The following is a 17,494-nucleotide window of genomic DNA, read 5'->3' as shown; positions in this document are numbered from 1 at the left end:
AAAAAATTGCCTTGGTCGCCGCCGGACCGAGAATTCGAGTGGACAAGCAGCGGGCCCACCATCAAAGGACACCGAAAACATGCCAATGTATCAATTCGAAGCCATGGATCGGACCGGACAAGAAATCCGAGACGTGATCGAGGCACCGAGCGAAGAAGAAGCACAGAATACCATTCGGCAGATGGGGTACTTTGTCACGAAGCTATCCCTCAAGAAGGGGACGGCAGCGGCGGCGGGCACCAAGGCAAAGAAGAAGCGTGGCTTCTCCATTGGTGGTGCGAAGACCAAGCATATCTGTACGTTCACCCGGCAGTTGTCGATTCTGCAGGATGCAGGTTTGCCGATCCTGCGTTCGCTCAAGATTCTCGAGAACAATCAAAAGCCAGGCAAACTGAAGTACACGTTGCAGGATGTCTGCGAAGAGATTGAAACGGGCTTGACTCTTTCCGAGGCGATGGCGAAGGCCCCCAAGGTATTCAGTCGCTTGTATGTCAACATGATCAAGGCGGGTGAGGCCGGGGGTGCGTTGGAAACGATCCTTCAGCGTTTGGCAGAGTTCTTGGAAAGCGCCGAATCGCTTAAGCGAAAGGTGAAGGGGGCTCTGATTTACCCGATTGCGGTTGTGTTGGTGGCGATCGCCATTCTCGCGGGGATCATGTTCTTTATCGTCCCGACGTTCAAGAAGATGTTCGATGAGTTCGAATTGAAGCTACCCCCTCCCACGTTGTTGCTCATGGCGATGAGCGACTACGTCGTGAACTATTTCTGGTTGATGTTCTTGTTGCCGATTTGTTGTTGGTTGATTGGAAAGATCATCCGAAAGTTCAAGCATGGGCGTATGGGGTTTGATCAGTTCATCATCAAGGTTCCGGTTTTCGGAAGTTTGATTGAGCGAAATATTCTGGCGAGAACGACTCGAACGCTCGGTACGTTGATTACTTCAGGCGTTCCTATTCTGGAAGCCCTCAACATCACGCGGGAGACAGCAGGGAACGCAATGTTCGAACGCATCTTCAATAAAGTGATCGACGCGATTCGAGAGGGGGATGTGATCGCCAAGCCGATGAAGGAGCATTCATCGCCTGGGTTCCATCCTATGGCCTTGTTTTATTGGTGTTGGATGGGTGCCTTTCCAGGGATCATGATGATGTCGGTCGCCTTGACGGCCGGTAAGGGGGTCAAGCAAGGAGGGAAGGCGGGCTCGAAAGCGGCTGCAGCCAGCGCCGGCGATCAGCTCGTGGTCATCAGCGGCATCACGATCGGTGCTGGGGTGGTTGGCATGGCCCTTTGGTATCTCCTGCGTATGAAGACCCGAGTCATCGATGACTTGGTTGTTAACATGATCGATGTCGGTGAAGAGACTGGGGAGCTCGATACGATGCTTTACAAGATCGCTGACAACTACGACGAGGAAGTGCGCGTGATGACAGAAGGTTTGACCAAGTTGATCGAACCGATGTTGATCGTATTCCTAGGGGTGGCGGTCGGGTTCATCGTGATCTCGTTGTTCATGCCGTTGATCTCCTTGATCACCAGCTTGAGCTAACCGCATGGCATCCGCGCATGGACGCGAGCGCTTGTTAGCCGTCTCCAGCAGATATTGACGCACGCTCTGCTGGGTCGTTGGTAACAAGAGGCGGCGCCATGGCGGCTGAGAATTCAATGGGTGGGTCGACGATTACTTTTCAGATTTCATGGAATAATAGCAAACGTGGAACTCCTTTTGCATCGCTAGTCGAGTGTTAAAGAAAAGCTTCCGGATCGTTTGATTTTGTTTCAGATTGCGACAAATCAACTTGAATTGAGACTTGCGATAAATGGTTTATCGCGAGGGAGTTAGATAGGGACAGGAAGAGGCGGAAAAAGCGAGCGGCAGGGGGATGATCACCCTGTTGTGGGAAGCGAAAGGAAAGTAGCCATGAAGAAGCACCGAAACAAGGGATTGCAGAGCTTGGGCGCAGGAGGCTTATTCGCCCGCGGCGGGATGGCGAACCGATCCGGTTTCACCTTGGTGGAGCTGTTGGTGGTGATATCCATCATCGGGGTTCTGGTTGGTCTTTTAGTCCCAGCCGTGTTCGCGGTTCGAAGGACCATGAATAACGGTATGGTCAAGTTCGAGGTTCAGTCGTTGGCCGACGCCGTGGAGAAGTATCGCACCAAATACGGCGATTACCCGCCAGATGGAAGCGATTGGCGGATCATGGAGACGCATCTTCGCAAGGCGTTCCCGAGCATCTTGCAGAGCGAGCTCAATTTGCTCAATCCAAGTTTGCCTGGGAGTTCGGCGGTTCGCAATGACTACGACAGTCGAGTGATGGACCCAGCGGAGGCGTTGGTGTTTTTCTTGGGGGGCTTCAGCACCGATGGTCAAAAGCCATTCACTGGCAAGGGTGGTCCCTTTGTCAACACGGGTACGCCAGCTTCTCCTGTCTATCAATACAACCCGCAGAGAGAGAATTCCTTTTACGAATTCAACAACGGTCGGTTGAACTTCTTCGATGATTCGTTTGCAGGGCATGGATCCGATGATTTGCTGCCGGTGTACGGGTCGTACGCTTCATCAACGCCCTACGTCTATTTTGATCATCGCACGTATCAATTTGTAAGAGGCGGCACGGTCTTCTTCAACTATCACAAGGCCACTCCCTCCTCCGATCCTAACGATGCTTTGTATGGTGCCGCCCGTCCGCTTTTGGCCGCGACATTGGCTACGATGCCGACGGCTGGCTACGAATCGGCGAAGACGTTCCAAGTGATAAGTCCTGGAATCGATGGTTTCTACGGATGGATGCGTCCAGGTGGGTCGCCTTTTATTTTGTTTAGTTCGACGGGACAAGGGTACGAGCCTTCCCCGACGGGATGGTCGCCCGTGAGTGGTGCTTCGAAATATAGGTTGCCGGAGCACAACAACAAGCAACCCATGTGGGATAACGTCGCGAGCTGCATTGAGCCGCCGACATTCCGCGATACCACGGTGAATCAGTAACGTCAGCACCTCAGTTGGCCCGCGGGAATCGAGAAGCAAGCCATGTTGAAAATGCAAACCCAACGAATGCGAACAAGAAACTGCACCCAAGGTTTTACCTTGGTCGAGCTTCTCGTTGTCATCTCGATTATCGGGACGTTGGCGGGGATGCTAACGATCGCTTATCGCGGAGCGCAGCAAGAGTCGTTCACGCAGAAAACGCGAACGACGATTCAGAAGATCAGCAATGTGCTGATCGACTGTGTAGAAGAGTATTCGCAAGAGCCTCTGGGATGGAACATGTACCGAGGCTACCCGATTCCCCCGCCAGGTCCGGGTGCGTCGTCTCCCAATCGGGTCGGCAGCGGGATACCTCCGACAGCAGGGCTAGATGGATTTCCGACCAATGTTTCGACTCGCGGTGACCGCGTCGAGCAGTCATTGCTTTTAGCGATTCGCGATCGGCTTCGCTTTGAGATGCCGGACCACAAGGACGACATCAAGTGGTATGACGGCCGTGCGAATGTTTCTGGAGGAACGGGGCCGGATCCAGATTTTTATATTCGCAGGCATCTGGAAACCTACGCCTCTCCGATCGTGACGGGATTAGCCGTTCCTGCTGGACCATTGGTTGCGAGGAATCAACCTTCCTCGCGAGCGATCCGATTGTTGCGGAAGCTTAGTGTTCTTCAGGGTGGCTACTTCATTCCGGCATCTGGTTGGGAAATCAGTAACGCTAACGCCGAGCTCCTTTATTTGATTGTTGAGGACGCGAACTACGACGGCTCGAGCGCCATGGAGGTCTTCGGTGCGTCGGAGATTGGGGACACCGATTCCGACGGCTTGAAGGAGTTCGTGGATGCTTGGGGGCGACCGATTGCTTGGCTCCGTTGGCCTGCCGGGTTTCCTGGGGCTGTTCAAGCCCATCCCGATCCATTGGATCCATTGCTAGTGCGCGGTAGTGGGGCTACGGCTCGATTGTCGATTGGCGACGAGCCTTATGATCGCATGGGGCGAGATCCGGGGCGGAACACCGCCTTCGAGTCGGGGCCTTTGGGTGTGCCGTTGGTGGTGAGTGCAGGGATCGATGGTCAGTTTGGCATCCGTTTGGAGTTGGACACGCTCCCTGCGGGGGATCAGCGATTCTCCTCTGCGATTGACACACGGTCGTCCGCCGATTGCTCCTGGAATTACGGTGCGAATGCAAACATCAGCGTGCTCGGCGGCAAGAGTGCCATGCCCGATCCTTGGTACCCCCGCAACAATACCGGGTTTCAGCTCGGTTCGTATATCTTCCCGAGGCAAGCTTCGGACAACATTACCAATCTTGAAGGGAATGCGTCGTCGCTATGATAACGAATCATCGCCGAGGATTTACCCTTGTTGAATTGCTTGTGACCCTGGCGGTCGTCTCTGCACTCGCAGTGATCGTCTTGCCGAGCGTAAAGACCATGTTGTCGGATCGCAGGGGTTCGCAATCCGCAATCATCGTGAAGAACTATTTGGAGGCTGCTCGGTCGCGAGCCATTGCATCGGGCAAGCCGGTTGCGGTGGTGTTGGAGCGATTGTCTTCGCGACCATTCGACGCCGACGAAAACGGTCGCATCGAGGGTGTAGAAGTAGGGGTGTCGGGGACAGCTTCCCCGGTCACTTCGGATGTGGATCCCTTCATCAACTACATTCCCTACAACGCGTGTATCCGATTGAGCATGGCGGAGTCGCCCATGCCTGTATCCAGCGACAGCATGGGTTTGCCATCGACTGTTATCACGAGCGTTTCCGGAATGCCGGCCGTGGAAACTCGCGAGGCAACCATTCAGGAATTAACACCGATTGCACCGTTCTACCGCGTCGGAATTTATCTTCAGACGAGAACCTCCTCAAATGCCATTCAAGATCATGCTACGCGATCCTTCATTGTGAATAACTTGGTCGCAGGCAATGAAATCAGTTTCGGTTTGTCGCAGGCAAAGTTTGTGATAGCCGAGACTGGCGTTACGACGCAAAACGGGTTGCAGATGTTGGTACTCTACTTCCTTTCGGGGAACGTGACGTTAAACCCGACTGAAATTGCAATTAACAATTTGACGCCGATGAGCGCGGAAAGTTTCACACTGTATCCGAAACCAAGACCGATCGCGGTGCAGAACGTCACGCTGCCCCGGGGGATCTGTATCGACTTATCGGTGAGTGGTTTTTCTGAACCTAGAAAGCTTTATCACTTTGATTCGAGCGCGGGGATTACCCCGGACCCTCTGGCATCAGCGCGCGACTATCGATTGCGTTTTTCTAGCGCATGGGTGAGTCCCATATCCATGGCACCATCGCCTACGGCTTTGGCACCTGTACCTCAGCCGGGAGAGCTACGCCCTATTTACATTGTCTTCAATCCTGACGGTTCGTTTGGGCGTGTTTATGCGAACAACCAATGTCTTCCTTCCAATCGCCCACCAGCAACCTTGAAGATGATCGATGCCGCGGAAGACTTGTATTTGCATATTGGGCGCATTGATCAAGTCAACGTGTCGACGACGGTTCCATATGCAGGATCTTTGGCCGATCCGTCAAATTATGTCGTGCGCGTTAGTCCTCGGTCGGGCGCCGTGGCCGCCTCCCCCATAGGGGCCATACGTCCGGAAGATCTTGTGGCGGGCGGATTGCTTGGTGGCTCTCCGAGTTTGGGTGATTGCGTTTCCCTTTCGCGCAAGCGTGCCTTTGCACAGTTTGCGACCGGGCAGTAAGAGGAGTACATAACATGACGATGCACCCAACGGGATCTAAAAACACTCGAAGCGGCCTGACTGTCGTTGAAGTTCTTTTTGCACTGTCCATTATTCTGGTCGGTCTGATTGGAATTGCCGCGATGGTCCCATTTGCTGCACGGCAGGCCAACGAGAGCTATGCAACCGTTCAATCGGTCGTCGCTGGAGATAGCGCCGTCGCGATGGCGGAATCGCAAGCCATTTTCAAACCGACATTCGAGAAACCTTGGCAAGTCATCGACGATGAGTTGTCGACCATTGGGGATTCGAACAAGACATTCTTCTATTCCTTTACAGACCTCTACAACAATAATGGCCGTAAAGGGGACCCTTCTCCGGCCAATCCCAAGTATCAGTACGATCTGCTTTCGAAGAATCTTGATTTGCTCGGCTTTGATAGCATGGGGAGCACGCAAGGGATGGAGGATGCCGCATGGCTTGCTGTGAACCAAACATTGGGGACCAGTTTTTATATGGACCCGAGTTTTTGGGGCACGCAGGATTCGGGTGGCAAGGTGATGCAGAACGATGCCAATTGGCTACCGTTTCGCAGAACGCGATTTCCATACTATGCCGATGGCTTTGGCCCCAACACGCCCCGTGCGCTGCGTGTGACGCTTCATGATGCGAACCACGTAGGATTGAATGGCGGGTGGATGAAGCAGCCGATTTCTCGGTCGACGGTAACGCCGGGTGGGGACGTCGTGTCGATCAAACCGGATAATTCGCAGGGTTTTGCGATGCGAAGGCAAATGTTGCTTACGCCAGATCCCGCTGATCCCAGCAATCCAAACTCCATGTTGCCGATTCAAGGGACACTGGTTCCGACGGCTCCGATGTGGTCTGCGTTGATTAGTCCAGCCGAGTCGACACCGATCTTAGAAAAAACCAAGCTGCCGTCCCGCGCGATTTATTCGACCCCCGCAGCTTTTCGAGCGGCGATGCGAAACTATGTCATCCCCATGGCTGTAGAAGCCTATGATTTAGCGATTGTGGTTCAAAAGAGGCGGTTGCTTCGAGAGATCTATCTGCCGCTGGCTCAAACACCTGCGACGGTCGAAGGGGAACGCATCTTTGGGGTTACGTGGGACATCACGACCGACGAACCAAGTCAATCGGGAACCTTTGAAATTACGTTGACCCAGCCACCTGCGATTACGGATGCCTTGGAGGCGAAGTTGAAGGCGGGGGATTGGTTGATGTTGTCCCGGCACGTCGTTCATTTTTATCGCGACGCAGCCAACTTGCCTGCAGCGGCTGTTATGCGACAGAAACACAAATGGTATCGCGTGGTATCGGCTCCGAACTCCGACGTGTTTCCACTTTCGGTGCGCGTGAGCGGCGGCGCGTGGACTTGGACGACCGATGAGATTCAAAGTGCTGCGAGGGTAGGTCTGTCGTTGAACTCCGTGGGAGATTCATCGACGGCCTATTACCAGCAGACATCGGCGACGTTGATCCCCAACGTTGTTCACGTCTTCGAACGCACCATGACGGTATCCTACTAAAGTCAACGAGCATCTCTCACACACACCACAATTGAGAGAAAGTGTCCTTATGAAACGTAAACAAATGCAATCTCGTCAGAGAGCCAACGGATTGATCCTCTTGATCGCGTTGGGCATGCTGGCCATGTTCAGTTTGCTGGCGGTGACTTATGTCGTCGCTGCCAGTGCCTCCCGCACCGGGAGTCGAGGGATGTTGCAAAACGCTCGTCGCTCGAACTTCGATGTGGAAGGCTCCGCGTTGAAAGTCGTATTAGGGGCGGTTCGGGGTACGAATGACACCCAGTCGCCGTTTTATAAGAACGACATGTTGGGGGACATCTACGATAGTCGGCCCATCGAGACGACCTTCAGTGCATTCACCACAACATCAAGTGCTCAACTTTTTACGGTGAATCCAATCACGGCTGCAACTCGGAATTTACCTGATGTTGCGTTGGTGAAGGTCACGCTCAGTCCTCAATTGGGTACTGTCAATGCGCTGTCGGATTTCGAGAACGACTATAACTCGCGGATTCTGACCGTTCGCGAAGGTCCTTTAGCGGGACAGTCGTTTCGTATCTTGAAGTATGTTGGTCAAGTAGGCGGGACCAATGTAAAGCCGGATCCCAATGTGGATAACACACCATGGTCGAGCAAGGTTTATGCCGACGCTCAGGCTTCGCAGACCGCCTACTCCATTCTGATCGACTTGAACGACATTCGGGGAGAACAGTTTCAAGGGCAAATTTACTCGGGTGGCCGATTGCGATCGGTCACGATGACCTTGCCTAATTGGATTGCTACGAACGGGATTGAATCTCTGTTTTATCAGCCCCGTCCAACGGCGGGTTCGCCATTTGAAGGTTACAGCGTCCTGATCAATGGTGCTCCGTTCAATAGCTTTGGTATCGGTATTGAAGAGGTCGCTTATCTCCCGAGCGGTTCCGGGCCGATGGTACCAAGTCCCAGCTACGGAAATATCGATAGTCGTCGACTTTTTTCGATTCCATCGACGGGTACGAAATTCTCGCCGATGCTTCTCACGGATTATGATTATCTACAAAACTCTTCGGTTATGGCCACCAATCTCTCCGATGGAAAGGTGGGAGTGGATGGCATTGGGATCCCGAGAAATAACCTTCTTGAGTTCCGTTTGAATGGCAATAGCAACGAAGGGTACGACGTACCTGACTTCCGCGACGCTTGGCTTGCCCACAAGAGCTACTTCACCGTACCTCCCACGCCCACCACTCCCCCCTCGGTCATTCCCTCTTACCATCGGCCGGCTGTTATTCAGCATATAGCACACAAGATGGGATCTGCTTCGGGTCTCACAGCCGCTCAAGCGCAACAGTTGTTGCAGTTGATCGACATGTCATCAGCGCGGGTGATGAGTTACGGGGCGGTCAATCCTGGGTTTATGCAGAACGACCCGAATTACCCCCGACTATCGGCTACGCCAACTACCGCAGATTTGGTCGCCTATGTTCGTCGTCAGATCGAAGGTCCTTGGGATGTCGACAACGACGGGGATGGGGCTCCCGACAGTGTTTGGATCGATCCCAATTTGCCTGTCGTTTACTCACCGGAGGGACGTCGACTGAAGCCGTTGGCTGCGATTATGATTCAAGATCTCGATGGTCGTGTGAATCTCAACACGGCGGGGGATCGAACGCAAGCGACGTCCGACGCGTTCATCCCTATTGCGGGTGCTTTCAAACGAAGCGGTATGTCGTTGACGAATGGGTTCGGGTATGGACCTGCGGAAATCTCGTTGGCGAGTTTCTTTGGGCCGGGTGGGGTACCCCCAGCCAATGCTGGGGCAATTTCCCCAGTCTTGGTTTCAAGTCCAACTCATTTCTCGTTCTTCGATGAGCGTTACGGCGCTCGACGGTTCCCTTTCTACCGTCTTCGTCCGATCGATTACTCGAACATTTTGCTCGATCGATTCCCTGGGGTCCGGAATGCGAATGACCCGCTTAGCCAGATCGCTGAGCGCGAGTTTCACGCACCCCATCAGCATAATCGGCTGCCGGGTTTGCCATTGGAGCGACGGGGATCGACTGGAATTAGTTTTGATCTGCATGGAAATCCAGCTCTCGCACCGACGGGGAACCCAGTTGCAGATGAACTCGCAGATGACCCGTATGAGTCTTCTGTTGCGTCCCGTCCCAATTCGGATGATCCCATCGCGCTCACCGATTTGGAGGCAATTCTTCGTCGATACAGTCAGGACACGAATTCATTACCGGACCGATTGAAGCAAGTCTTTTTAAGAGCGGGCTTTACGAATGACAATGTTTCTATAAATGTCAATGACTTTATCTTCGACGAGATCACGACGCGCAGTGGCGAGTTGCGGTACCCAAACATTGCAGCAGCGATGCGAGTGGGAACCAGTTCCAACGCCGTATCGATCGAGCACCAGCCACCGAGCTATTTGCGTTATCTGCAGTGGTTGCACACCCAGCGGCATCGGACAGTTGCTACGGATCCTGAAATCAGTTATGCAGCTCTCGCGGAGTTGTTCCCTGTCGATTTTGCCTCGGGGCTTCGCATGGATTTGAATCGCCCCTTCGGCGATGGTTTTGATAATGACGGGGATGGTCAAGTCGACGAGCCGCAAGAGATACTCTTGGGTAACGACCGAGAACTTTTTCCGGGAAGTGCGCCGACGGCGGGTGCCTATACAAGGGAGAATCAGGTGGATGGAGTGAAGCCGAGTGAAACACGTCGCCGACTCGGATCGCGTCAAATTCTGGCTCGCAACTTGTACTGTTTGGCTCAATTGATCGTCCCGCGAGATTATAAGTTTCCGGGGATGCAAGGAATCGCCATCACCCCGGCGACCTATTGGGAACGGTCACAAATTCGCGCACGTGCCTTGGCGCAATGGGCCGTGAATGTGGTCGACTTCCGAGACGCCGATGGTGCGATGACTCGATTCGAATACGACATTGTTCCATTCGGTGTCGGACCAACGAACGCCCAATCTCCCATCGGAGCCCGGCCAGCCTATTGGGCACCGGACAGGATATCCAATTCCGTCAATGGGATCCCAAACCGCGTCTATACGGGTGTTGTTTGGGGGATGGAGATGCCAGAAGCGTTGCTTTCCGAAACGTTGGCCATCCATGACAAACGTGTACGCGATACGAATCGAGATTTTACAGGCAAGCTAACGACCGATACCGATCCCGATGATGACTTCGATCAGTACCGATTTCCAGAGGCGTCGTTGTTTATCGAAGTTACCAACCCTCGAACGACTACTTCTCCTAACAACACGGTGGGCGCTGGTTCGATGGGGTTGCCAGGTGTACCTAGCAGTTTGTACACCGAAAACGACAATGTCACGCCAACATTGACCAACGGGCTTCTCGCGTTGAATTTAGCGAAGATGGCTCCGGCAACACCCGGTTGGGGATCTCAGCCCGTTTGGCGCATCGCTATTTCTCAAGACTACAGTGTTGCTCAAGTAACAGCGGATCGCCATCCAAATCGGATCTTGGAAAACACCAATCCATTGCCGTCCCCCATCACTTCCTATCCGGAAATCGGGCTCACGACGCATCAACAATCGTTCGAGCAAATCAATTCGCAACCTGCTAGGTTGGGAAATCCAAACATCAACGACACCAATGTGACGAACCTGGAACAGCACATTGGCAATGGCTTGCAGTACGCTGTCAACGATCCCTCGATCCTATCTCCGGACACAGGTAAGCTCGATGGTTTTGAACGATTCATCTGGTTCACCAGCACTCGACCTACAGCGGCGCAAAATATTCCGGACATCATGTCCTCGCTCCGCAGCAACAGTCTGCAGCAGCAAAGTGTTTACTGTGCAACGACTGGTAATGCCTTGTTACCTGGGGGAGGTTATTTGGTTATTGGACCACGTAATCAGACAAGTTTCGGATCATTGAAACACAATCAATTCACGAACAATGCTTATCCCTCTGTTTTTGATGTGACGCAGATGGGACAGGCAGCAAATCGGCCAATCTTGTCTCCAAGCTACCAACGCATTGAACTTTCGAGCGGTACCGTCAATACCTATCTATTGAACAACCGCCTTGCCAACGAAGCGTGGGTCAGTGGCAACAGCAATATAAAGGCTCCTCAGAGCTTGATTTGCACAACATTGGCACCTGATGACCCCATGTTGGCCGCCGAGTTGGATTGGGCGGAACCCTTCCCGGATGGAATTGGGATTAACGTCAGTTTGCCGGTACCTTACCGAGCAGCAAACGGTGGAGTGACTCACCCAATTCATACACGGACCAACGACAAAAATGTGTGGGCCGACGCGAATCGACCTTTGTACCGATTGAATGGAATGGATTTGAATTCGAATCGTACGGATGGCACGCCAGGATTTGGAAATACGCAAATCCCTCCCGACAGTTACCTTGATACATCGGCTACGCCAATTGTCGGGAATTTTCCTGATGAGCCGATCGACAAAGGAAACCCTTACCTGGGATCGGTGGGACGGTACCGAACAGGAACGTACGAGAATGTTCGCATGGCTTATCTCCAGCGTCTGGCTGATCCAGAGTTCGGTTACGATCCAGTGACAAACCCATACATCACGGTTGACTGGATGTCGATTGATCTGACGGTGTTCAATGGTGAGGCGAACATCGGAAGCGAATCGAACGACGATTCATCTACTCCTTCGCAGCTTGAGATTGCATTTCATTCGCGTTACAAGGACGGTCGCCTTTCGCCATTGTCTCCCAACCTCGGTGCACCTCAGTACGGTGTGAGCCTATATTCCCCGAGAACACATGAGCTGATACGAGACATCAATGCGTTTAAGCCGCAAACGAATCCCCCAACCGGGCAAAACGGATTGAACTATGAGTCTTATTTCCCCTACCAGCTAGGATTCAATCTAGACATATCTTGGCCGCCAAATGGAACACCGTTGACGCAGGTGAGCGCCACGACGTTTGGATACGCCAACGTAGGATTTCATCGCCTGGCGCGTGGTAATCCGACGGCAACACCTCCTATATCGCCGCAACAGGCAACTACGTCGACGATCTCTACCGACTTTGCTGGATTTGGGAGGCCGTTTTCCAATGCGGCACCAGCGTACCAAGGGCATACCGCACATCGTCAAGGCTTACTTTGGCTCAATCGACCTTTCGCTAGTCCCTATGAGCTATCTCTGGTTCCATCGACCGATGCAGGGAGTTTTGGAGTGTTCCATTCGGGGCTAGGCACGCAACAGTTCAATCCATTTCTGTTTGTGCCAAGCTTCCAAGCTGTCAATGCGTGGAGTACGTTCCACACCTCGCTCCAGGTAGCGGAACACGACAAGTCCTTTTGGGCGGTGCCACCACTAGATCCGAATAATGTACTGGCTGCCGATTGGCCGCTGCTGCTGGAATTCGTCGAAACCCAACCACCGTTTCTGGATGCCAACAAATATTTGCCTCCCGATCAGGTGTTGGCTTTATCCGCGAGTTCTCCCATTGCGGCTCGGTACATCAATTCCTTCCTTCCGCAGAATTACTATTCAGGAGGTGCTCCCCCCTCCGCCAATCCTGCGACAACACGCGGGCCAACTTTGCTCGCGCCGTTCAATCGAATCCCGAGCTATGTTGCTTCCGGAAAGATTAATTTGAATACGATCGCATTCAACGAGCAGGGGCGCAGCAGGGCACTTGAATCGATTGACTTCGCATTCTCGCGAGGGGCGAATGTGGCAGGCGCTTTTAATCAAGCCCGTCATGGTTACGATTTGAGCAACATCCCGAACAACAATTTCTTCGGAGCACCGATTGGTACATTCCACCCAGAATTTCCGACCGAGTTCGTTGGGGCGTTTCGGCCTGCCATGTCCGCCAACTTGGCACCAGTCCTCGGTGATCCCGAAAACAACACAATCGATGCCTTAGCAACAAATCGAATGCGGAGTCGTTATGGTGTCGAGACGACGTTGCTTCGTTCTGCAGATATTGCGGCGAACGATGTGGTAACACAGTCGAACAGTCCCCTCCTATTCAACAACAACACCTCGGATGAAGTCAGTGTCACTCAACCTTTTGACCGAATGCAGCGTGCGATGCGGTTACCAAATATGGTAACGAATCAATCGAACGTATTCGCCGTGTGGGTTACCGTTTCCCTTTTTGAGTATGACCCTATCAATGAATTTGGTAACGAGTACTTGGGGGCGGATGGGCGTCCTGTTCGCGATCGCAAGTTCTTTATTATCGATCGGTCAGTTCCTGTTGGCTACAAGCCCGGGGAAACGCTCAATGCAGATCGAACCATTATGCTTCAGTCGCAATTGTAGAACGGGATCGATCGAGAGATGAACAGGATTACTAAAGCGATGACGAATGCATTCAATGACTCAAGATGGCGCAGGGTGGTGTCGCGTCGCGCATTGACACTGATCGAAGTATTGATTGCGACCACGCTCACGCTCTTGATGATGCTCGCGCTCGCTCAAGGCTTTAAGACTTTGAGTGACGGGGTGAGCGAGGGGCGATCAAAAATCAATCTGAGCGATCAACTGCGTGGGATTGTCACGTTGCTCAAGGCGGATTTGAGCCAACGAACGGCGGACGGCACGACGCCACAACAACAGGTTGCGCCGAGAGGTTACTTCAAATATCTCGATGGCAGCTTGACCGACTTCACCGCAACGAATTTCAATCGACCCGCCGGTTTTGATGCGACATCGATGAGCAATGAGATGCTGTTGCTGGCGAGCAAATGGGGGGATGTCGATGATATGTTGATGTTCACGGCGCGCGCCAAGCCGGGTGAAGTCTTTCGAGGGAAGATCCCAAGAGCGTTGCTTCGGTATCACGAAATGAACAAGTACTTTGAGCAAAATAATCAATATCCAACGATGAATGTGAACTGGGTAGAAGAATGGGCGACAGACGTCGTGATCACGTCGGAGTTAGCCGAAATCGTTTGGTTTATGGTCCCGCTCAGTAATTTACCGGATGGCAATGGCCTGGATTCTGGAGTTGTGGCACCGTCCGATATATGGCCAGACGTGATTCCTGTTGTCGATCGAGATGGAGACGGAATTCCGGATGCAGACGGAATGCCAGACAAGATGGCCCTCTGCCGAAGGGTATTATTAATTCGCGACGATTTGGACATTACGCCACCTGACACAAGTGGTTTGCGCGTCGCGCTGGGGACTGCAGAAGATCGGTTGTTTCGAATGCAGCCAGATCCTCCCGCTACCGGTAATCCAGCGTCTTTTCGAGGTGTCGGTGCCAATGCTTACCGTCGGTGCGATTTGAGCTTGAGGACGGATTTGATTTCATCGTCATCGGGAAATTTGTTGGTTTATCAAACCAATAGCCTCACTTCCCTACAAGATCCTGTCAATCGGTTTGCGCACGGGGTCTACCCGGTCACAGATGGCAACAATTTTGTAGGTTCCACATTTCCCTTGGTCTTTCGTTCGAATGGATTGGGAATGTCTTTGGGGGGGTACAACGCGGGAATTGGATTAGCGGGGGCTTCTCCCGAATCCGTAGAACCCGATGGCGGCTTCTTGCCCTCTAGTTTTATGCGAATTCGCTATTTGAAGACCACAGACGGAAGTTTGATCACGCCTCCTACGTTGGACTTTACGCTCGAGGAGATCATCGCAACGAACGTTGTTTCGTTTGATTTGAGGGCTTTTGATGCGACTGCGGTACAACTGTATCATCCCGGTCGAGACGGAGGATGGGGAACAGCAGGCTTTGATGACGATGTCGATAGCACGACGGATAACGTCACCGAAGCCGGATGGCCCGCGTCGGATGACATTGCGCTGACACCAAGCGACCCTGGATTTTGGGAAGTAGCGAATAATTTCGCGAGAAACAATGTGGCACTCGTGGAAGCGAGCCGAGGTGCTTATGTCGACATGGGATGGGGTATCAAGGGGATCGGCCATCCAAAACTTTCCGGTGCAACATTAACGGCACTGGCGCCGTTCATTGTGAGCGATTACAGCGGGATTGAGGCGACCAATCAGTTGTCGTATTACTTGCTCCGCTCTGGTTCCGTTTCCGTTTCGCCCGGTGTTCGCGTTTGCCAAACGGCGTTCGACACATTCACCGACAATTTCGATTCCGATGGAGAAATTGCCGGGGTCATTGCTAATACCCGTTACTATCCCAATGGTCTTCGTCGATATGGTATGACCGTTCCCGTGCTTGGGACTGATCCTACGATCGAAGATGTTCCCCCTCCTTTCCCCGCCGACCTCAAGTCGATTCAAGCCAATATTCGGGTGGAAGACATCACCGCTGGCGTGATCCAGCAAGTCTCCTTGATCGAGAGTTTGAAAGATTAGGCGAGAAGGGAGTAGCGAGTAGCGAGAAGCGAGAAGCGAGAAGCGAGAAGCGAGAAGCGAGAAGCGAGAAGAGAGAAGAGAGAAGAGAGAAGAGAGAAGAGAGAAGCAAGTAGCAAGTAGCAAGTAGCAAGTAGCAAGTAGCAAGTAGCAAGTAGCAAGTAGCAAGTAGCAAGTGGTGTAGAGCGGGGGACGAGTGGTATTAGTCCCGGTAGGGACGGCATAGAATAGCCCAGCCTTTCAAGGCTGGGTGGGGTACCACCCGTGTCCGAAGTCCCGGTAGGGACGAAAGAACGTTTGAGCGTGATCGGTTCGCATCACGGGGATAAGTAGAATGGTCGATCGATGGTCAAGCGTCTTCTCGATGTACCGGCCGAATTGAAGATTGCTTTCGGACGAGAAGTTTACGCGGGCTTGGAAAACCATCTTTCGTCCCTACCGGGACTGGCGTATCGGGCGCATTGTCCCAGCCCTAAAGGGCTGGGCTATTTTATGCCGTCCCTAGCGGGACTAAAGCCAAGCGTCCCTGCCGGGACTAGACCAAGCGTCCCTATTGGGACTAGAACAAGCCGTCCCTGCCGGGATTAGGCCAAGCGTCTCTATCGGGACTAGACCAAGCGTCTCTGCCGGGACTAGACCAAGCGCTTCTGCTGGGACTTATGCCAAGCCATCCCTGCCGAGACTAAGGCTCTGATGGCTCCTACCGGGATTACCGCAATATCGCTACTTGCGTAACAAGGCTTTGGCGTCACCACCGGGTTAAGAGCGGCGCGGTTCCAGTTCGGGATTTCCAACCGGCGGAGTAATATCCTTAGAATGACGGAGAACGTGCCCCGATTGACGATCTTTCTACTTTCGTAACGGAAGGATCGGCTGCAATTTCACCCCGAATTCCGGCTTGAACGCTGGAAGAACGAGAACGCCCATTCATGCACTCTTACATCAGTTGTCTTCTACATGTTGTGTTTGCCACGAAGGATCGAACTCCCTGGCTTTCTGCGGATATTGCCAACCAGCTTTGGCCGTACTTGGGTGGCGTCGCGCGCGAATCCAAAATGAAAGCGATTCAAGTGGGAGGAGTCGAAGACCATGTTCATATTCTCCTCTCACTTCCATCGACCGTTCCAATCGCCAAGGCATTACAGATCCTGAAAGGCAATTCCTCCAAATGGTTGCACGAATCGTTTCCTCATCTCCAGGGATTTGCGTGGCAAGAAGGCTACGGCGCTTTTAGCATTGGAATCTCGGGTGTCGATGACACCATTGCGTATATCAAAAATCAAGCCAGTCATCACAAACGAGTTTCTTTCAGGCAAGAATTTGAAGCCATTCTCAAGAAGCACGGAATGGATTTTGAAGAATGGATGCTTGAGTAGCGAGTGGCGAGTGGCGAGTGGCGAGAAGTGAGAAGTGAGAAGTGAGAAGTGAGAAGTGAGTGGAGAGTGGAGAGTGGAGAGTGGAGAGTAGTGAGTGGGGAGTGGAGAGTAGTGAGTGGGGAGTAGCAGGTGGTGTAGGGCGGGGGACGAGTGGTTTTAGTCCCGGTAGGGACGGCATAGAATAGCCCAGCCTTTCAAGGCTGGGTTGGGGTACCACCCATGTTCGAAGTCCCGGTAGGGACGAAAGAACGTTTGAGCGTGATCGGTTCGCATCACGGGGATAAGTAGAATGGTCGATCGATGGTTAAGCGTCTTCTCGACGTACCGGCCGAATTGAAGATTGCCTTCGGACGAGAAGTTTACGCGGGCTTGGAAAACCATCTTTCGTCCCTACCGGGACTGGCGTATCGGGCGCATCGTCCCAGCCCTAAAGGGCTGTGCTATTTTATGCCGTCCCTAGCGGGACTAAACCAGGCGTCCCTGCCGGGACTAGACCAAGTCGTCACTATCGGGACCAGAGCTATGGTGGCTCTTGTCGGAATGAAGGTGGAAGCAAATCTGCCCTGCGG

10 protein-coding genes are annotated in these 17,494 nt (G+C 53.0%); 8 read left to right on the top strand and 2 right to left on the bottom strand.

The genetic code is table 11. From position 1 onward, the window contains the following. Positions 1-79: 79 nt before the first annotated feature. From VN12_RS03255 to VN12_RS25640, 7 genes are all read left to right on the top strand, one after another. On the top strand, positions 80-1,546 hold the full coding sequence (locus VN12_RS03255) for a type II secretion system F family protein (RefSeq protein ID WP_146675485.1): 1,467 nt from the start codon (positions 80-82) through the stop codon (positions 1,544-1,546). 372 nt (positions 1,547-1,918) lie between these two features. Next, positions 1,919-2,986, top strand: coding sequence for a type II secretion system protein (locus tag VN12_RS26360; RefSeq protein WP_146675484.1), 1,068 nt, complete (start codon positions 1,919-1,921; stop codon positions 2,984-2,986). Positions 2,987-3,052: 66 nt separating this feature from the next. Next, positions 3,053-4,318, top strand: coding sequence for a type II secretion system protein (locus VN12_RS03245; protein WP_146675483.1), 1,266 nt, complete (start codon positions 3,053-3,055; stop codon positions 4,316-4,318). Then, a complete protein-coding gene (locus VN12_RS03240; RefSeq protein WP_146675482.1) occupies positions 4,315-5,706 on the top strand; it encodes a Tfp pilus assembly protein FimT/FimU in 1,392 nt (463 codons plus the stop codon). The genes VN12_RS03245 and VN12_RS03240 overlap by 4 nt, the downstream gene beginning before the upstream one ends. Before the next feature lie 14 nt (positions 5,707-5,720). Then, positions 5,721-7,235: a hypothetical protein gene (locus tag VN12_RS03235; protein WP_146675481.1), complete on the top strand. Its 1,515-nt coding sequence runs from the start codon at positions 5,721-5,723 to the stop codon at positions 7,233-7,235. 49 nt (positions 7,236-7,284) lie between these two features. Beyond that, the gene (locus VN12_RS03230; RefSeq protein WP_146675480.1) at positions 7,285-13,530 is read left to right on the top strand and encodes a hypothetical protein; all 6,246 of its coding nucleotides are present in this window, start codon (positions 7,285-7,287) and stop codon (positions 13,528-13,530) included. 18 nt (positions 13,531-13,548) lie between these two features. After that, positions 13,549-15,552 carry a hypothetical protein gene (locus VN12_RS25640; protein ID WP_168164095.1) on the top strand — a complete coding sequence of 668 codons (2,004 nt, stop codon included), beginning with the start codon at positions 13,549-13,551 and terminating at the stop codon, positions 15,550-15,552. Between the two features lie 237 nt (positions 15,553-15,789). Here VN12_RS25640 and VN12_RS03225 read toward each other — a convergent pair whose 3' ends face one another. Then, positions 15,790-15,975 carry a hypothetical protein gene (locus VN12_RS03225; RefSeq protein WP_146675479.1) on the bottom strand — a complete coding sequence of 62 codons (186 nt, stop codon included), beginning with the start codon at positions 15,973-15,975 and terminating at the stop codon, positions 15,790-15,792. 503 nt (positions 15,976-16,478) lie between these two features. Between VN12_RS03225 and tnpA the strand changes: the two genes are divergently transcribed. Further along, entirely contained in the window at positions 16,479-16,925 is a 447-nt protein-coding gene (gene tnpA / locus VN12_RS03220) for an IS200/IS605 family transposase (RefSeq protein ID WP_146675478.1), read from the top strand. Positions 16,926-17,081: 156 nt separating this feature from the next. On the opposite strand, the gene VN12_RS25635 is transcribed toward tnpA, so the two are convergent. Then, positions 17,082-17,306: a hypothetical protein gene (locus VN12_RS25635; RefSeq protein WP_168164189.1), complete on the bottom strand. Its 225-nt coding sequence runs from the start codon at positions 17,304-17,306 to the stop codon at positions 17,082-17,084. Positions 17,307-17,494 lie beyond the last annotated feature (188 nt).

The organism is Pirellula sp. SH-Sr6A (assembly GCF_001610875.1).
GTDB lineage: Bacteria > Planctomycetota > Planctomycetia > Pirellulales > Pirellulaceae > JBKCUI01.
This window is presented reverse-complemented; position numbering and strand designations above follow the sequence as displayed.

What these genes read in the sequence shown, in the direction of transcription:
- VN12_RS03255 (WP_146675485.1), top strand. Translation starts at nt 80, where the DNA reads ATGCCAATGTATCAATTCGAAGCCATGGATCGGACCGGACAAGAAATC.
- VN12_RS26360 (WP_146675484.1), top strand. Translation starts at nt 1,919, where the DNA reads ATGAAGAAGCACCGAAACAAGGGATTGCAGAGCTTGGGCGCAGGAGGC.
- VN12_RS03245 (WP_146675483.1), top strand. Translation starts at nt 3,053, where the DNA reads ATGCGAACAAGAAACTGCACCCAAGGTTTTACCTTGGTCGAGCTTCTC.
- VN12_RS03240 (WP_146675482.1), top strand. Translation starts at nt 4,315, where the DNA reads ATGATAACGAATCATCGCCGAGGATTTACCCTTGTTGAATTGCTTGTG.
- VN12_RS03235 (WP_146675481.1), top strand. Translation starts at nt 5,721, where the DNA reads ATGACGATGCACCCAACGGGATCTAAAAACACTCGAAGCGGCCTGACT.
- VN12_RS03230 (WP_146675480.1), top strand. Translation starts at nt 7,285, where the DNA reads ATGAAACGTAAACAAATGCAATCTCGTCAGAGAGCCAACGGATTGATC.
- VN12_RS25640 (WP_168164095.1), top strand. Translation starts at nt 13,549, where the DNA reads ATGAACAGGATTACTAAAGCGATGACGAATGCATTCAATGACTCAAGA.
- VN12_RS03225 (WP_146675479.1), bottom strand. Translation starts at nt 15,975, where the DNA reads ATGGTTTTCCAAGCCCGCGTAAACTTCTCGTCCGAAAGCAATCTTCAA.
- tnpA (WP_146675478.1), top strand. Translation starts at nt 16,479, where the DNA reads ATGCACTCTTACATCAGTTGTCTTCTACATGTTGTGTTTGCCACGAAG.
- VN12_RS25635 (WP_168164189.1), bottom strand. Translation starts at nt 17,306, where the DNA reads ATGGTTTTCCAAGCCCGCGTAAACTTCTCGTCCGAAGGCAATCTTCAA.